Origin of the sequence: Acidovorax sp. LjRoot129 (genome assembly GCF_964253765.1) — a bacterium.
Lineage (GTDB): Bacteria > Pseudomonadota > Gammaproteobacteria > Burkholderiales > Burkholderiaceae_C > Acidovorax.
The window spans coordinates 1,194,527-1,210,627 of the sequence record NZ_CAXUSE020000001.1; the positions used below are offsets into that span (position 1 = coordinate 1,194,527).

15 protein-coding genes and 1 tRNA gene are annotated in these 16,101 nt (G+C 64.8%); 1 reads left to right on the top strand and 15 read right to left on the bottom strand.

Going from position 1 to position 16,101, the window contains the following annotated elements; genetic code table 11:
- Window position 1: 1 nt before the first annotated feature.
- The 8 genes from ACSQ3Q_RS05515 to ACSQ3Q_RS05550 all read right to left on the bottom strand — a co-directional run bounded on the left by ACSQ3Q_RS05515 (window position 2) and on the right by ACSQ3Q_RS05550 (window position 9,550).
- The gene (locus ACSQ3Q_RS05515) at window positions 2-1,357 is read right to left on the bottom strand and encodes a tetratricopeptide repeat protein (RefSeq protein ID WP_436133404.1); all 1,356 of its coding nucleotides are present in this window, start codon (window positions 1,355-1,357) and stop codon (window positions 2-4) included.
- A gap of 141 nt (window positions 1,358-1,498) precedes the next feature.
- Window positions 1,499-2,107 (bottom strand): hypothetical protein, encoded by a 609-nt coding sequence (locus tag ACSQ3Q_RS05520; RefSeq protein WP_436133405.1) that lies wholly within the window; start codon window positions 2,105-2,107, stop codon window positions 1,499-1,501.
- A 351-nt stretch (window positions 2,108-2,458) separates the two neighbouring features.
- A complete protein-coding gene (locus ACSQ3Q_RS05525; RefSeq protein WP_436133406.1) occupies window positions 2,459-3,862 on the bottom strand; it encodes an amidase in 1,404 nt (467 codons plus the stop codon).
- Between the two features lie 258 nt (window positions 3,863-4,120).
- Window positions 4,121-5,611: an ABC transporter substrate-binding protein gene (locus tag ACSQ3Q_RS05530; RefSeq protein ID WP_436133407.1), complete on the bottom strand. Its 1,491-nt coding sequence runs from the start codon at window positions 5,609-5,611 to the stop codon at window positions 4,121-4,123.
- A gap of 107 nt (window positions 5,612-5,718) precedes the next feature.
- Window positions 5,719-6,636, bottom strand: a complete 918-nt coding sequence (locus tag ACSQ3Q_RS05535; RefSeq protein WP_436133408.1) for an ATP-binding cassette domain-containing protein — start codon at window positions 6,634-6,636, stop codon at window positions 5,719-5,721.
- Window positions 6,633-7,670, bottom strand: coding sequence for an ABC transporter ATP-binding protein (locus ACSQ3Q_RS05540; RefSeq protein WP_436133409.1), 1,038 nt, complete (start codon window positions 7,668-7,670; stop codon window positions 6,633-6,635). The genes ACSQ3Q_RS05535 and ACSQ3Q_RS05540 overlap by 4 nt, the downstream gene beginning before the upstream one ends.
- Window positions 7,671-7,704: 34 nt before the next feature.
- A complete protein-coding gene (locus ACSQ3Q_RS05545) occupies window positions 7,705-8,580 on the bottom strand; it encodes an ABC transporter permease (RefSeq protein ID WP_436133410.1) in 876 nt (291 codons plus the stop codon).
- Between the two features lie 7 nt (window positions 8,581-8,587).
- Window positions 8,588-9,550 (bottom strand): ABC transporter permease, encoded by a 963-nt coding sequence (locus tag ACSQ3Q_RS05550; RefSeq protein ID WP_436133411.1) that lies wholly within the window; start codon window positions 9,548-9,550, stop codon window positions 8,588-8,590.
- 207 nt (window positions 9,551-9,757) lie between these two features.
- Between ACSQ3Q_RS05550 and ACSQ3Q_RS05555 the strand changes: the two genes are divergently transcribed.
- The gene (locus tag ACSQ3Q_RS05555; protein ID WP_436133412.1) at window positions 9,758-10,015 is read left to right on the top strand and encodes a YfhL family 4Fe-4S dicluster ferredoxin; all 258 of its coding nucleotides are present in this window, start codon (window positions 9,758-9,760) and stop codon (window positions 10,013-10,015) included.
- An 82-nt stretch (window positions 10,016-10,097) separates the two neighbouring features.
- Here ACSQ3Q_RS05555 and pth read toward each other — a convergent pair whose 3' ends face one another.
- The 7 genes from pth to ACSQ3Q_RS05590 form a co-directional block, all read right to left on the bottom strand.
- On the bottom strand, window positions 10,098-10,706 hold the full coding sequence (gene pth, locus ACSQ3Q_RS05560) for an aminoacyl-tRNA hydrolase (RefSeq protein ID WP_436133413.1): 609 nt from the start codon (window positions 10,704-10,706) through the stop codon (window positions 10,098-10,100).
- A gap of 283 nt (window positions 10,707-10,989) precedes the next feature.
- Window positions 10,990-11,622: a 50S ribosomal protein L25/general stress protein Ctc gene (locus ACSQ3Q_RS05565; RefSeq protein ID WP_436133414.1), complete on the bottom strand. Its 633-nt coding sequence runs from the start codon at window positions 11,620-11,622 to the stop codon at window positions 10,990-10,992.
- A 163-nt stretch (window positions 11,623-11,785) separates the two neighbouring features.
- The gene (locus tag ACSQ3Q_RS05570; protein WP_436133415.1) at window positions 11,786-12,760 is read right to left on the bottom strand and encodes a ribose-phosphate pyrophosphokinase; all 975 of its coding nucleotides are present in this window, start codon (window positions 12,758-12,760) and stop codon (window positions 11,786-11,788) included.
- Between the two features lie 47 nt (window positions 12,761-12,807).
- Window positions 12,808-12,884, bottom strand: a tRNA-Gln gene (locus tag ACSQ3Q_RS05575).
- Window positions 12,885-12,914: 30 nt separating this feature from the next.
- On the bottom strand, window positions 12,915-13,775 hold the full coding sequence (ispE, locus tag ACSQ3Q_RS05580; protein ID WP_436133416.1) for a 4-(cytidine 5'-diphospho)-2-C-methyl-D-erythritol kinase: 861 nt from the start codon (window positions 13,773-13,775) through the stop codon (window positions 12,915-12,917).
- Window positions 13,776-13,791: 16 nt separating this feature from the next.
- Entirely contained in the window at window positions 13,792-14,319 is a 528-nt protein-coding gene (locus ACSQ3Q_RS05585) for a lipoprotein insertase outer membrane protein LolB (protein ID WP_436133417.1), read from the bottom strand.
- On the bottom strand, window positions 14,319-16,094 hold the full coding sequence (locus tag ACSQ3Q_RS05590) for a tetratricopeptide repeat protein (protein WP_436133418.1): 1,776 nt from the start codon (window positions 16,092-16,094) through the stop codon (window positions 14,319-14,321). The genes ACSQ3Q_RS05585 and ACSQ3Q_RS05590 overlap by 1 nt, the downstream gene beginning before the upstream one ends.
- Window positions 16,095-16,101: the final 7 nt, after the last annotated feature.

The window sequence follows — 16,101 nt, forward strand, 5'->3', positions numbered from 1 at the left end:
CTTAGACATCCTGCACAGCGCTGAGCGCAGGCAACCCCAACACCCCATTCAAAACCCCCACCTGCCGCGCCAGCCGCACCGACTCCGGCTGCGCATTCGCCATCGGCTGCAGCACGTTCTGCACCGCCGCCCACTGCCCGTTGCGCTGCAGTGCATCCATCCAGATCTGGTGAAAGAGGTCGCGTTGCGCATGGCTGCCACCGATCTCGATGAGCCTTGGCAAGGCAATGCCCAACTGCTGTGCTGCTGTCGCCCACTCGCCCTGCGCGTGTGCCAGCAGGCCCTCGGCGGCGGGCACACAGACCTGCTGCCACACGGTGCGCTCGTGCGCTTCGGTGCGGGTGGCGGCGTGGGCCTCGATGTTGTGCAGCAGCGTGCGCGCGGCGTCCAGGCGGCCGGCGCGGGCCAGGCCGTAGAGGTATTGCAGGTCCAGAAAGGGCAGCACGTGGTCGGACAGGCGTTGTGCCAGGTGGTCGGCCACATCGGCCCAGCGCGGTCCTACATCGACGCCGGCCAACTCCAGCCGCGCCAGCAGCGACACGGCGTTGATCTGGTCCTGCGTGTATTCCTTGACCACGCCCCACACCTGCTGGTCGTAAAGCGCCAGCACCTCGGCGTGGCGGTCCTGCTCCAGCAGGAAGAGCGCTTGGTGCCACCAGTTGTGGGTGACCATGAAGGAGTTCAGGCCCGTCCAGGTGTCGCTGACGCTGGCCAAGAAGTCCGTGCCTTCGGCGATGCGCCCCTGCGTCAGCATCACGTGCGCAAGCGCGTGGTGGGCCCAGGGCTCCTTGCGGCACAGGTGGACGGCGTGGCGCGCGGCCGCTTCGGCCTGGCCGAGCAGGTGGCACTGCTCCCAGCCAAAGGCCAGCATGCCGTGCAGGTAGGGCACGTCGGCCGCGGCGGGCACGGCCTGCAGGGCCAGGCGCAGCATGCCGGGCGAGTTGCCGCGGTTGAACAGGTGGTACTGGCCGAGCTTGAGCGATGCGAGGTCGCGCGGGTGCAGGCGGGCTTGCTCTTCATGCAGCGCGATGGCGCGGGGCAGGTCGCCGTCGACCCAGGCGGCCACGGCGGCCACAAAGCGCTGTTCGCGTTCACTGGCCTCCGGGGCGCTGGCGAGGGCCTGGTCGATGAAGGGGCGCGCATTGCGGGCTGCATCCGCCGATTCGGCAAACATGTGCAGCGCCGCGCAGCTGGCCTGCACGATGGCGCTGGTGTCGGCCGCTGCGCCCAGCACATTCACCGCACGGGCTTCGCAGGCGATAAAGCCTTCCACAAAGTCGTTTAACGCCGCCAGGCTGGCCGGGTCGTGCAGCGTGGTGGGGTTGCCCAGGCTATCGGTCAAGGGAGCGTGCTGCATGGATGGTTTGGGTAGGCCACTTACACGGATTCCTGTTTCAGGATCCCATGCCGTTCGGGCTGAGCTGGTCGAAGCTCTGCACTGCACTGCGCTTCGACAAGCTCAGCGTGAACGGGTTGTCGTGGTGAAGGCGAGCTGGCATCAGCCCCCCTTGATCAGGGTCAGGTACGCGTTGCGGGTTTCGGCGGAGACCGAGTTCACCAACTGCTCGTGCGGTGTCTGGTGGCGTGCCAGCATGCGGGCCGTGGCGATGGTCTTGGATTTGCAGAACCAGTGGCAGGTGTGCTGCATGAGGAACAGCTCCGCCGTCATCATGAAGGCGCGCTCCTTGGGCGACAGGTGCTGGGTGTTTTGCACCACGTGGGCAATGCCGCGCGCATGGATGGCCAGGGCCTTGCGCATGTCAAAGGTCATTGCCGGCAGCAGCTTCTCGGCAAACGGAATCGCCATCGACAGGCGGCTGACCCGCGCGTCCGCCTCTGCCACTTTGGCAAAGTCGGCGGCAAAGCGGTTGAATTGTTCGCTCAGCTGCAGTTCGGTGGTGCTCAGCAGGTTCCAGATCTGCGTGCGGCGCTCGTCGGTGCTCTCGCCCAGGGCGCGCAGGTAGCCGTCGGTCAGTGCTTCCATGAGCTTTTCGATCTGGAAGTTGGCCAGGTGGCTGCCCAGCAGGGCAATGCGCTTGCGCTGCTCTTTGGCGTTGAGCATGAAGGTGCCGGTGGCGATGAGGATCGCCAGGATGAGGATGTCCATGCGTCGAGGAGTGAAGGCGTTGTGTGGTGGTGGCCCGGGCGCGTGCCGGTCTCGGCGGAGGTTGGGGCCGGCGGTGGCTGCAGACCCTCAAGGGTACCAATAACCCGCGGCCTGCGGCTGCGCGCGTGCTGGCAAGTTCGGTGGTGGCGGCTCGGACGGAGGCCGATCATGCAAGGCGCACACATCGGCGCACTCACCGCAGCGGTGGCGCGGGCTTGCGGCGCAGCGGGACGTCCAGGCTGGCATGCGCGGATCGGCGCACGGGTGAACGACTTGCCGCTCAGTGCCCCTAGTGCCCTCAGTGCCCTCAGTGCCCTCAGTGCCCTCAGTGCCTCAGTGCCCTTAGTGGCCTCAGCCTGCGGGCGGCTGCGGCCAAGGCTGTTGTGGCTCGCGGATCAATTCGAACGCGTGCGCCACCTGCAGCACGCCCAGGTCGTCAAACCGCGCACCCGCAATCTGAAGGCCAATGGGCAGGCCGTTGGCGGTGTAGCCGCAGTTCACCGAAGCAGCAGGTTGCTCGGACATGTTGAATGGCACGGTAAAGCCGATGTGCTCCAGCGGGCGCAGCGGGTCGTTGGTGGGCGAGGGCAGCTCGGCCTGGAAGGCGGGCATGGGCGCCACGGGCGAGATCACGTAGTCGAACGCGCTGCAGGCTTTGACGGTAGCCACGCGTGTCAGGTGGAACTGGTGGCTGGCGTGGAAGACCTCAGTGCCGCTCATGCCGGCCGCGCTGTCGGCCCAGGTGCGGATGTAGGGCAGCACCTTGTCGCGGCGCTCTGCGGGCAGGGCCTGCAGGTCGGTGTGCGAGCGCATGCGCCAGAAGTGGTCCATGCCGTCGAGCATGGCTTGCGTCATGAACGGCAACATGGGCACGATGGTGGCGCCAGCGGCTTCCAGCCAGCGCGCCGCGCGCTCCACGGCGGCCTTCACCTCGGGCTCTACCGCCAGGCCGCAGCCTGCGTCCAGCAGCAGACCGATGCGCAGGCCGCGCAGGCGGTCGACACCCTGGTCGAACTCGCCCCAGGCGATGTCCTGCGCGGGCAGGCTCATGCTGTCGCGCGCGTCGGGCTGGCTGAGCACCTGCATCATCAGCGCGGCGTCGGCCACCGTGCGGGTCATCGGGCCGGCGGCGCGGCCGGTGTAGGGCGGGTCGATGGGAATGCGGCCCAGGCTGGGCTTCAGGCTGAAGATGCCGCACCAGCTGGCCGGCAGGCGCAGCGATCCGCCGATGTCGGTGCCGATGTGCAGCGGGCCGTAGCCGGCGGCCGCCGCAGCCCCGCCGCCCGCGCTGGAGCCGCCGGGGCCCTTGCGGGTGTCCCACGGGTTGCGCGACAGCGGATGAAAGGTGGACAGACCCGACGACAACATGCCGTAGTCGGGCATGGTGGTCTTGGCGACGATGACGGCGCCGGCCTCGCGCATGCGTGCCGCGGGTGGGGCGTCGGCCGCCGCAGGAGTCAGCTCGACGGACGCCGTGCCCAGCGGGGTCGGGTCACCTCGCGTCGCGATGTTTTCCTTGATGGTGCTGGGCACGCCGTCGAGCAGGCCCTGGGGCGCGCCCGTGTGCCAGCGGGCTTCGGACGCATGGGCCTGCGCGAGCGCAGCCTCGGGCCGCAGCAGGTAGGTGGCCTTTATGTGCGGCTCCCAGCGCTCGATGTGCGCCAGCACGGCCTGCGTGACCTCCACGGGGGACAACGTGCGCTGGCGGTAGGCGGCCAGGAGTTCGTGGGCGGGCAGGTCGTGCAAGGCAGTCATGGCGGGTATGGGGAGTTTTATCAATAAAAAAGGCTGCCAGCGCTTATGGATAAAGCGCTGGCAGCTATTGTTTTAGGAGCTATCTACGTCTGCGTGCTTCAGCTATTCATTGCACTGTGCGCTGCCCGCGAAACTGGCGCAGCCCAGGCGCGGGCAGCCGAGCAAGGGCCGCCCCGCAGCGAGGGCTGCGTCCCCCTGCCCGCGCGCAGCGCGAGAGCGGGGGGAAGACGCGAAGCGTCTCAGGGGGGTGTCCGAATCTCAAGACCAGGAGAGCGACGAGATGTCGTTCACGAACACGGGCATGTCTTTCCACAGGCCCTTGAGGTTCTTGTTGGCCACCGTGATCCACTGGTTGGAGTACAGGAAGGCGTGCACCGAATCCTGCGCCAGCAGGCGCTGCGCTTCGCCCAGCAGGCGCGAGCGGTCCGCGGGGCGGGCGGCGTTCTTGATCTGGCTGAACAGCTCGTTGAACTTGGGCGAGTTGTAGCCCCAGTAGTAGTCGGGCTTGGCAAAGTTGCCCAGGTCAAACGGCTCGACGTGGCTGATGATGGTCAGGTCGTAGTTCTTGCTGCCGTAGGTGCCGGACAGCCACTGCGCCCATTCCACGTTCTGGATCTTGGCGACGATGCCGACCTTGGCCAGCTGGGCCGCCACCACCTCGCCGCCCTGGCGGGCGTAGGGCGTGGGCGGCAGCGTCAGGGTGAGCTCCAGCGGCGTCTTGATGCCGGCGTCGGCCAGCAGCTTCTTGGCCTTCTCGGGGTCGTAGGGGTTCACGCCCGTGGTGTCCACGTAGCCGAACGCGCCAGGCACGTAGTGGCTGCCAATCGGTGCGCCATAGCCGTCGCCCGCGCCTTCGATCACGGCCTTGCGGTCCACGGCGGCGGCGATGGCGCGGCGCACGCGCACGTCGTCCAGCGGCTTCTTGCTGTTGTTGATCGCCAGGATGGTCTTGGCGCGCGAGCCGCTGACCACCACCTGGAACTTGGGGTTGGTCTTGAACTGCGGCACGCTGCGCGGCGTGACGCGGGGGAACGCATCCACGTCGCCGGCCAGCAGGGCCGCCACCTGCGCGGCGGGGTCGGAGATGAAGCGGAACGTGGCGCGCTTGATCTTGAGCGCCTTGGCGTCGCGAAAGCCTTCCCACGCCGTCAGCACGATGGACGAGCCCTTGTTCCAGGCCTGGAGCTGGTAGGGACCGGTGCCCACGGGCTTGTTGGCGTTGGTGTCGGCGCTCTTGGGCTCCACGATGATCGAGGTGGCCTGGCCCAGCACGAAGAGCAGGTCGGGATCGATCTCTTTGTTGAGCAGCACCACGGTGTAGTCATCCACCACCTGGGTGGTCAGGCCTGCGAAGGTGCGCTTGTCCTTGTTGGTGCTCTTCTCGCCACCTGCGCGGTCGTACGAGAACTTGACGGCGGTGGCGTTGAAGGGCTCGCCGTTCTGGAACTTCACGCCGCGGCGCAGCTTGAAGGTGTAGGTCTTGAGGTCGGGCGAGACTTCCCAGCTCTCGGCCAGCAGGGGCGACACGCTGCCGTCGGCATTGATCTTGGTGAGCGTCTCGAAGATGTTGTACTGAACGATCTCTGCAATGGCAGACGCCGCGCCGGCGGTCGGGTCCAGGCCTGGGGGTTCGAGCGTCATGGCCAGCGTCACCGCATCTTTGCGGCTCTGCGCCAGCGCGCTGAGGGGGGTGGACAACGGCACGGCGGCGATGGCGCCGGTGGCAAGGACGGTACGGCGGTTCAGCATGTTCGGATACTCCAGACAAAGGACCTGACAACAACCAGAGAAAAGCCCCGGCGCAATTTGTTACCGGGGCGCACAAAAGCGTTTTACACCATCACGTGCGCATTTGGTTATGCGGTTTTTGCGGTTGCTTTTGCCGCAGCGGCCGCAGCGGCCGCAGCGGCCGCACGGCGTGCGCGGGCGCGGCCGGGCAACACCTGGGGCACCGCGCCCACCAATGACCGCGTGTACGGGTGCTGCGCGTGGTGAAACAGCTCTGCGGGCGAGCCGCGCTCGACGATGCGGCCCTGGTACAGCACCACGACCTCGTCGCACAGGTGGTTGACCACGGCCAGGTCGTGGCTGATGAGCATGTAGGTGATGCCGAACTCCTGCTGCAGGTCCTGCATCAGGTTCAGCACCTGCGCCTGCACGGACACGTCAAGCGCGCTCACAGGCTCGTCCGCCACGATGAGGCGCGGGCGCGTGACGAGTGCACGGGCAATCGCGATGCGCTGGCGCTGGCCGCCAGAGAATTCGTGCGGGTACTTGCCCAGGTCGTTGGTGCGCAGGCCCACCTGCGACAGCACCTGGCCGGCCTGCTCGCGCTGCTCGGCGCGGCTGGTCTGGCCCTGCGCCTGCAGCGGCTCGGTCACGATGCGCTCGACCGTCTGGCGTGGGTCCAGCGAGCCATACGGGTCCTGGAACACCATCTGGAAGTCGCGCCGTGCTTCGCGCAATGCACCAGGCGCGAGTTCATGCAGATTGCGGCCCTGCAGGTGGACGGTGCCCGACGTGGGCGCGTCCAGCGCCATCACCAGGCGCGCGAGGGTGGACTTGCCCGAGCCCGACTCGCCCACGATGCCCAGGCTGCGGCCCGGGGCGATCGAAAAGCTCACGCCGTTCAAGGCATGCACTTTGCCCGGTGGGCGGAACAGGTGATCGCGTGGCAGCGTGTATTCACGCACCAGGTCTTTCACTTGCAGCAGCGTGCCGTCGGACGGTGCTGCGGAGGTGCCCTGCGTGGATGGAGCGATGACGTTGTTCATGCGGCCACCTCCACGACCCTCACGGCCTCGGCGCTCAGTGCCGCGGCGATGGCTTCGCGGCGGATGCAGCGCACCACATGGTCGCCGTCGACATCGGTAGACACCAGCGTGGGTGCCGGCGGCTCTTGGTGGCAGGCGTCGATGGTGTAGCTGCAGCGGCCCGCAAACGGGCAGCCCGCGGGCAGGTCGACCAGCTCGGGCACCGTGCCGGCGATGGTGGAGAGGCGAGGGCGCTGGCCCGGTGCATGCACCGCACCCAGATGCGGCCGTGCCGCAAACAGGCCCCGGGTGTAGGGATGGGTCATCGCGGAGAAAACGGACGCCGTCGAGCCGCTCTCAACCACGCTGCCGCCGTACATCACCATCATGCGGTCCACGTTCTGCGAGATCACGCCCAGGTCGTGCGAGATGAGGATCAGCGCCATGTTGCGCTCGGCCACCAGGTCGCTGATGAGGTCCAGGATCTGCTGCTGGATGGTCACATCGAGCGCGGTGGTGGGCTCATCGGCAATCAGCAAATCAGGTCCGCAGGCCAGGGCCATCGCAATGGTGATGCGCTGGCGCTGCCCGCCCGAGAACTGGTGCGGGTAGGCATCAAAGCGCTGCGCCGCGTTGGGAATGCCCACGCGGTCCAGCAACGCAATCGCCTCGGTGCGTGCGGCCGCCGCGTTCATGCCGCGGTGCAGCCGCAGCGGCTCGGCCACCTGGCGGCCGATGGTGTGCACCGGGTTGAGCGCCGTCATGGGCTCCTGGAAGACCATGCCGATGCGGTTGCCGCGCAACTTGCACATCTGCGCATCGGTCCGGCCCACGAGTTCTTCGCCGTCAAAGCGGATGCTGCCGGTGACCTGTGCACTGTCGGGCAGCAGGCCCAGGAGCGACATCGCCGTGATGGACTTGCCGCAGCCCGATTCGCCGATCAGGCCCAGGGTTTCGCCGCGCGCCAGCGAAAAGCTCACGCCGCGCACAGCATCGGCCGGACCGCGGTGGGTCTGCAGGCGGATGCGGAGGTTGGACACTTCTAACAGGGGCATCGTGGGCTCTTGGCTTGTCTTTTGATATGGCCGGTCAGCGCTTACGGGATAGGCGGGGATCAAGGAGGTCCCGCAGACCGTCGCCCAGCAGATTCAGGCCGAGCACGGCCATGGCAATCGCGACACCAGGCCACACGGCGAGCAGGGGCGCCTGGAACATCAGCGTCTGCGCCTCGCTGAGCATGCGGCCCCACGAGGGCTGGGGCGGCTGTGTGCCCAGGCCCAGGTACGACAGGGCGGCCTCGGCCAGGATGGCGATGGCGAACTGGATGGTGGCCTGCACGATGAGCACCGACAGGATGTTGGGGAGCACGTGCTCGAGGGTGATGCGCCAGGCGCCCTTGCCACAGGCGCGCGAAGCCATGATGTATTCGCGTGACCAGACCGCATTGGCCGAAGCGCGGGTGACGCGCGCAAAGGTCGGGATATTGAAAATCCCGATGGCGATGATGGAGTTGACGATGCCCGCGCCGAACACCGCCGTCATCATGATGGCCGACAGGATCGCAGGGAAGGCGAAGGTGAAGTCCGCCAGCCGCATGATGAGTTCCTCGACCCAGCCGCGCTTGGCCGCGGCCAGCAGGCCCAATGCCGTGCCGATGGTCAGGCCGATGCCCACGGCGATCACGCCCACCAGGATGGAGTTGCGCGCGCCCACCAGCAGCAGCGATGCGACATCGCGCCCATAGGCATCGGTGCCTAGCCAGTGGATGCCAGTGGGCGGCTGCAGCTTTGCGGCCAGGTCCATCTCGTACGGGGACCAGGGTGTCCAGACCAGCGACAGGGCCGCGGCCAGGATGAGCAGCAGCGACAGCACCGCGCCGATGACAAAGCTGCGGTGGCGCAGCGCGCGGTGCAGCCAGCCGGGTGCCGAGGTGGCAGGAGAGGAGGGGGTGATGGCGGCGCTCATGGTCGGGTCAGATATCGGAGGCCTTCACGCGCGGGTCGATCACGGCGTAAAGGATGTCCACGACGAAGTTGACGATGACCACCATGGCGGCGAGCAGCATCACGCAGTTGCGCACCACGATCAGGTCGCGGTTGGAGATGGACTGGAAGATCAGCCGGCCGAGGCCCGGCAGGTAGAACACGTTCTCCACCACGATGGTGCCGGCCAGCAGGTTGGCGAACTGCAGCCCCATCACGGTGATCACCGGAATCATGGCGTTGCGCAGCACATGGCCCCAGAGCGCGGCGCGCTGCGACAGCCCCTTGGCACGCGCGGTGCGCACGAAGTCTTCGCGCAGCACCTCGAGCACCGCCGATCGCGTGATGCGCGCCAGGATGGCGGCCTGCACCACCGCCAGCGCGATGGCTGGCAGCAGCAGCGCCTTGAGCGCTTCGAGCGGGCCGCCGCCGGCATCCTCTGTCCAGCCCGGAAAGCCGCCGGCCGAGAACCATTGCAGCTTGACCGAGAACAGCAGGATCAAGAGGATGGCGAACCAGAAGTTGGGGATGGCAATGCCGATCTGTGCCAGGCCCATCACGCCCACGTCGCCCAGCTTGTTGTGGCGCGATGCGGCGTACACGCCTGCAACCAGCGCCAGCACCGTGGTGATGGCCATGGCCATGAGCGCGAGTGGCACGGTGAGCGCCAGGCGCTCCAGCACCAGGTCCAGCACGGGGGAGCTGTAGGCGTAGCTGTCGCCCATGTTGCCCACCACCAGGCCGCTGACCCATTGCCAATAGCGCACGCCAGCGGGCTGGTCCAGGCCCAGCTTGGTGGCAAGCGCTGCCACCGCTTCGGGTGCTGCGTCGGGGCCCATCAGGATCTGGGCGGCGTTGCCCGGCAGGATCTCGAGCACAAGAAAGACCACCACGGAAGCGCCGATTAGCGTGGCCAGAAGGGTGATGAACCGCTTGAGAAAAAACAGACCCATGGGAGGCAAGCGTGGGGAGGGGATGGCGGCGCGGGCGCGTCAAAATTAATGTGTATACACAGCATAACGGCAAAAACATCCCCGTCAGCGGTGTTGGGTTGCAGTGTCGCACGCAAGGCACATGCCAACAGCGCGGGATAATACGGGCATGAACCGCGCCGCCCCTTCCACCGCCGCCGCTGTCGGCACCGCACCTCAGGGGGCCCCATGGCGCTGATGATCACCGACGAATGCATCAACTGCGATGTGTGCGAGCCCGAGTGCCCCAACCAAGCGATCTACCTGGGGCAGGAAATCTATGAGATTGACCCGCACAAGTGCACGGAATGCGTCGGGCATTTTGACGAGCCGCAGTGTGTGCAGGTCTGCCCTGTGGCCTGCATCCCGGTGAACCCGCAGCACACGGAAACCCGTGAGACCCTGTGGCAGAAATTTCAGCGGCTGCAGCCCGCCGCGTCGGCTTGAACCGGCAAAATTCAGGTCTTTTTGTGCCCTAGCGCTTGTCTGTAAAGCGCTAATAGCTATCAAAACAATAGCATATTACCGATCAGTCTTCGACTGGGCGTGGCGGCTTGGGACGGGGCGGTTTGGTGGTGTGGATGAGCAGGGTGGCCTTGTCCATCTCGCCGGCCAGCAGGGCGGGGTAGGCCTTCATTGAATGGACGATGCTGTCCTCGATCAGCGTGCGCTGGTCGGGTGAGGGTTTCTTGAGCACCCAGTTGGCGACCTCGCTTTTTATCCCGGGGTGGCCAATGCCCACGCGCAGGCGCCAGTAGTCGGGTGATCCCAGTTGGCCGTGGATGTCGCGCAACCCGTTGTGGCCCGCGTGGCTGCCACCGCGCTTGAGCTTGACTTGGCCGGGCGGGATGTCGAGTTCATCGTGCACCACCAGAATTTCTTCGGGCAGGATCTTGAAGAAGCGCGCGAGCGAGGCGACCGACTTGCCCGAAAGATTCATGAAGGTCTGGGGCTGCAGCAGCCAGACGCTCTGGCCGTGCACCGTGGTGCGCGCCACCAGCCCGTGGTAGCTGCGCTCGGGCACGAGGGTGGTTTTGAGCTCGCGCGCCAGAGCGTCAATCCACCAGAAGCCGGCATTGTGGCGGGTGGCTTCGTAGTCCGGCCCGGGGTTTCCGAGGCCTACAAACAGCTTGATCATCAGCTCGATTATCCGGGTTGTGTCGGCCAGCAATGCCGGCAGTCTGCGTCCTCACCGGGTGGCTTGCCGCGCGCATTCGCTGGCTTCAGCGCACGGGCCACCAAGTTCTGGCGACAGTGTTGTCTGCGGTTGGGGTGTGGGGGTTGGTCCGGCCCGCTGCAGTCGCCTGAAAACAAAACGGCCCACTTGCGTGGGCCGTTGTGCGCGTGGACAGCCTGCCGAGACAGGCGGGCCATGCATGCATGCAGAAGGGCTGCGGGCAGCCCCTCGTTGCAGGGCTGAATTACTTCTTGCCCTTGCCCTTGCCCTTGGCATCCGCTGCAGGAGCTGCTTCGGTAGGAGCAGCAACTTCCACGACGGGAGGCACCACAGACACCAACACGGGGTTGTTCTGGTTGCCGCGCAGCTTGGCGGTCACGCCCTTGGGCAGCTTGACGTTCTTGAGGGTCAGCGACGAACCCTTTTCGAGCTTGGACAGGTCCACGTTGATGAACTCAGGCAGGTCGGACGGCATGCAGGTCACGTCCAGTTCGTTCACGATGGGGTTCACCATGCACTTGTCGACCTTCACGGCAGGCGATTCTTCAGCGCCGGAGAAGTGCAGTGGCACCTTCATGTGCAGCTTGGTCTTCTCGTCCACGCGCTGGAAGTCGATGTGCAGAACGAGCTGCTTGTAGGGGTGGTATTGCACGTCGCGCAGCAGGACCTTGGCGGTCTTGCCGGCCACTTCCATGTCCAGCACGCTGGAGTGGAATGCTTCCTTCTTGAGGGCGTGCCACAGAGCGTTGTGGTCGATCTCGATCAGTTGGGGTTCAGCAGCACCGCCGTAGACGATGCCAGGTGTCTTGCCCGAAATGCGGAGACGGCGGCTCGCACCCGTACCCTGCTTGGCGCGCTCAAAAGCGACGAAGTTCATATTTAGCTCCTGATAAGAGGCGACCGCGACCAGTCATCCTCTGTTTTAAAAGGGCTTGAGGCCACATTGCCGCAAACCTGCTTGCTGCTCTCAAACAGACAACAAGCCTCCCGAAGGAGGCTTGTGTGCAGAACCCGTGCTCCCATGCTCCCGAAGGAGCGGGTCAGAAAAGGTTTTCTTGGTCCGAGAACAGGCTCATCACCGACTCACCCTTGGCAATGCGCTGGATCGTCTCGGCGATCAGCGGGGCCACGGAGAGTTGGCGAATCTTGGTGCATCCCTTGGCGTTGTCGCTCAGGGGGATGGTGTTGGTCACTACCACTTCATCGAGGGCCGAGCCCTTGGCGATGCGTTCAATGGCAGGGCCCGAGAAAATAGGGTGCGTACAGTAGGCGTACACCTTCTTGGCGCCGCGCTCCTTGAGCACTTCGGCCGCCTTCACCAGCGTGCCGGCGGTGTCGATCATGTCGTCCATGATCACGCAGTTGCGGCCTTCGATCTCGCCGATCACGTGCATGACTTCGGACACGTTGGCCTTGGGGCGGCGCTTGTCGATGATGGCCAGGTCGCAGTTGAGCTGCTTGGCCAGCGCACGGGCGCGCACCACGCCACCCACGTCGGGGGACACGACGATCAGGTCCTCGTAGTTCTTCTGGCGCAGGTCGCCCAGCAGCACGGGGGAGGCGTAGATATTGTCTACCGGAATGTCAAAAAAACCCTGGATCTGGTCGGCATGCAGGTCCATCGTCAGCACGCGGGCCACGCCCACGGCCTGCAGCATGTTGGCCACCACCTTGGCGGTGATGGGCACCCGCGAGGAACGTGGGCGACGGTCCTGGCGCGCGTAGCCGAAGTAGGGGATCACGGCGCTGATGCGTTCTGCCGACGCACGCTTGAGCGCATCGACCATGATCAGCAGTTCCATCAGGTTTTCGTTGGTCGGCGCGCAGGTCGACTGCACCACGAACACATCGCGTGCACGCACGTTCTGCCTGATTTCAACGGTAACTTCACCGTCAGAGAAGCGTCCCACGTCGGCTGCACCCAGGGTCGTACCGAGGTGCTGGGCGATTTCAGCTGCCATGCCAGGATTGGCATTGCCGGTGAAAACCATGAAGTCGGGGTGATTGGCTTGCATGAGAGTCCCAGCAGTCTGAAAAAAAATCCCGTACGCGAGAAGATATTTGGCAGGGGAAGAAGGATTCGAACCTTCGCATGCCGGAATCAAAATCCGGTGCCTTAACCAACTTGGCGACTCCCCTACACAGGTCAATTGCCGAAGGCAACCAACCTCAATTCTCGTCCGATGCCCAACCCGCAAGAGGGTGAATCATCAGATTCTCACATGCTCTGACCTGCCAGCCCTGGGGGGCTCCATTCAGATCAACCGCATGAGACATTTGCGCAAACACCGCACTGCCCGAGCCCGTCATCCGACCTTGCAATCCGCGTGACCTGAGCCAATCAAGGGCCTCGGTAACCTCGGGGCAAAGTGCCTGGGCAACGGGCTGCAAGTCGTTCTGACCGAAGTCAAAGTGTGCTGCAGCAAAGCCTAAGATTGTAGCACTGTCTGAATCACGTTTCAAACTCGACGACGAAAAAATTAATTTTGTCTCGAGGCCCGCTGCAGGTTTCACGACGGCGAAGCGTGCAGGTGGCACTTGGTGCGCTCTCTCAAGCGGCGTGATTGTCTCACCAATTCCCTCGACCCAAGCGTTGCAGCCGCGTAAAAAAAACGGAACGTCTGCGCCCAGCGTAAGGCCAATCGCTTCTAGGGCGGAGCGGGGCAATCGCAGGCCCCACAAGCGGTTCAAGGCCAGAAGGGTGGTCGCCGCATCAGAGGAGCCGCCACCCATGCCGGCCTGGGCAGGGATGCTTTTGTCCACCGTGATATGCGCGCCCTGTGTGCACCCGGTGGCTGACTGCAGCGCGCGTGCTGCCCTGATCGTCAAGTCCACGTCGGGCAGCGCCGGGCCGAGGTCTTCGCGTGTGATGTCGGTAGTTGCGCTGCGGAGTTCAAAGTGCAGGGTGTCGCACCAATCAATCAGCATGAAAACCGACTGCAGCAGGTGGTACCCGTCGTCGCGCCGTCCGGTGATGTGCAGGAAAAGATTGAGCTTGGCCGGAGCCGGCACGTCGTAGAGGGCTTGCATGGAAGCGGACAGGGCCCTAGCGGGTCAGGGCAATACGCAAGGTAGCCTGCGGTGCCGGATCGTCGCGGTGCGCTACGAGGCGACCCTCTGCGACCCCAGTCAGATCGGCGCGCCAGCCAGGTGCCGTAGCTTGGGTGCCCTGCAGCCAGCTGAACAGTGCAGTGACGGGAATGCGGGTGCCGGTGACGTCCTGCAGCAGCGCCTCCAACGAGTCGGAAGTCCGGTTCTCTTGCGCGCTGACCAGTTGGGCGTGTCCGTCTTTCCAATCAAGCTGGGCAAGCCTGTTGCCGAGCGGGCTGAGGAGCACAAGACCACCATTTTCGGGCGTGCCCCGGAGTTCGAACATGGCTGAAAAGGACTGCAAGGCCTGGCCTTCGACTTGCAACGCCAGCCTGCCGCTCCAGGCGTTTTCCTCAGTGTTGGATTTGGCGACTGGCTGCGCACAGCCAGCCAGCCACAGGGCGCAGATAGCCAAAAGGAACCACCAACCGTGCATGTTGCCACTGCGCGCAAGCGGTGCTGGCGCTTGGTGCACCGCGGGCATCAGAGCTTCACCCCAAGGCGCGACAAGGTTTCCTTCAAGGTCTCGTTGTCTGGGCTGACGCGCTGGCTCTCTTTCCAGATTTTCAAGGCAGCGTCTCGGTCCCCAAGGCTCCACAGCACTTCGCCCAAGTGCACGCCGATTTCCACGTCAGGCCTGGCCTTGTAAGCTGCCTCAAGGTGTTTGCGGGCATCGGCCGAATTGCCCATGCGGAACTCCACCCAGCCCAGGCTGTCGGTGATGAAGGGATCGGCTGGGGCGAACTCCAGGGCTTTGAGGATCAGTTGCTTGGCCTCCGGAAGGCGCTGGCCACGTTCCGCCAGCGAATAGCCCAGGGCGTTGTAGGCATGGTGGTAGTCGGGCTTTTGCGCTATCACTTGGCGCAGCAATCGCTCCATCACATCGAGCTGTCCAGCCTTTTCGGCAAGCATGGCCTGGTCGTACACCAGCTCCGCGTCGGTCGGCGCCAGCGCAACCAGTTCGGTCTGCACTTTGTAGGCTTCCTGATAAAGGCGCATCTCACGAAGCAATTGCACTTCTGCGAGCAGCTTCATGCGCTTGTCATCGACAGACGTGCCAGGCAGGTTGCGCAGCAGTGCCCGAGCCTGGTCCACCTTGCCCTGGCGCGCCAACAGCGATGCCCGGCGGCTTTGCGCGCTGAAGATCTCGTCCACGTTGTCGATGCGTTTGAGCCAGGCTTCGGCTGCGGGGAAGTCTTGCTTCTTTTCCGCGATCTGTGCGTAAAGCAGGTAAGCCTGCGTCAGGCCCCGTTGGCGCACTTCCGCGTCTTGGGATGCGGACATGAGTTCTATAAAACGCTTGAGGTCGTTCTCTGCCGCCGGCAACTGGTTGTTTTGCAGGTGCAGCGTGGCCAACACCAACCAGGCTTCAACCAAATCAGGTTTTTCTTTTGTCGCCGATTCCAGCTGACGGCTTGCGTCGGGATAGCGCTGCAAACCCAGGAGAACCCGAGCATAAGCCATGCGCAACTCGGGCACGGGCAGCTTGGTGAGCGCCTGTGTCACAAGCGCTTCGGCTTCCGGTGTGCCTTCTTCCATCAGCTCAAGCGCCAGTTGGGCCGCGCCTTCGCTGGCGTTGTCCAGCGCCTGTGCTTTGCGCGCGGCGTCCAGCGCGCCCGACTTATCTCCGGCCGCTAGGCGAATGCGCCCAAGGGATACCCAGGCCACGGGCCCCGTGGCCGGATGAGCAAGCTCGTCAACGAGTGCGGCCTCCACCACCTTGGCGGCAAGGGTCTTGTCGCTCGCCCGACCATACATTTGCGGCAATGCAGCAAGCGTGGATGCCTTGGCGCGCGGAGGCGATTGCGCGAGTTCTTGCCGGAGCAGATCAGGTGTTTCGCCAATCCGGTTCAATGCCACCAGAATCTGGAGTACATATCGATTGGCTTCCCGCGATTGCGGCAGGGCTTCCTTCCACGCCTTGGCGGCTGCCAGTGCGTACTCGCCAGACCGCGATTGCAGCGCAATATCTGCGGCTCGTTGGTACAGCTGGCCGTCGACGCTGCGGCGCGCTGCTTCAAGCATGAAGGCGTACCCGGCACCTGGATCGCCCGTGCGGGCGCTGATCTCGCCCAGAAAAATCTCGTAGAACAGTTCAGCATCCAGTGCCGGATTCGACGCGGGGGGCGGGGCGTCAGCGGCGGCGGAGTCCGCGTCTTTTTGCTGAGCCCACGCTGAACTGGCAACTACCGCTATCAGGGTAGTCAATGCGGCGATCCGAAAGCTGTGAAATAGCACCATCAGGTCATAATAATCCATGCCTGTT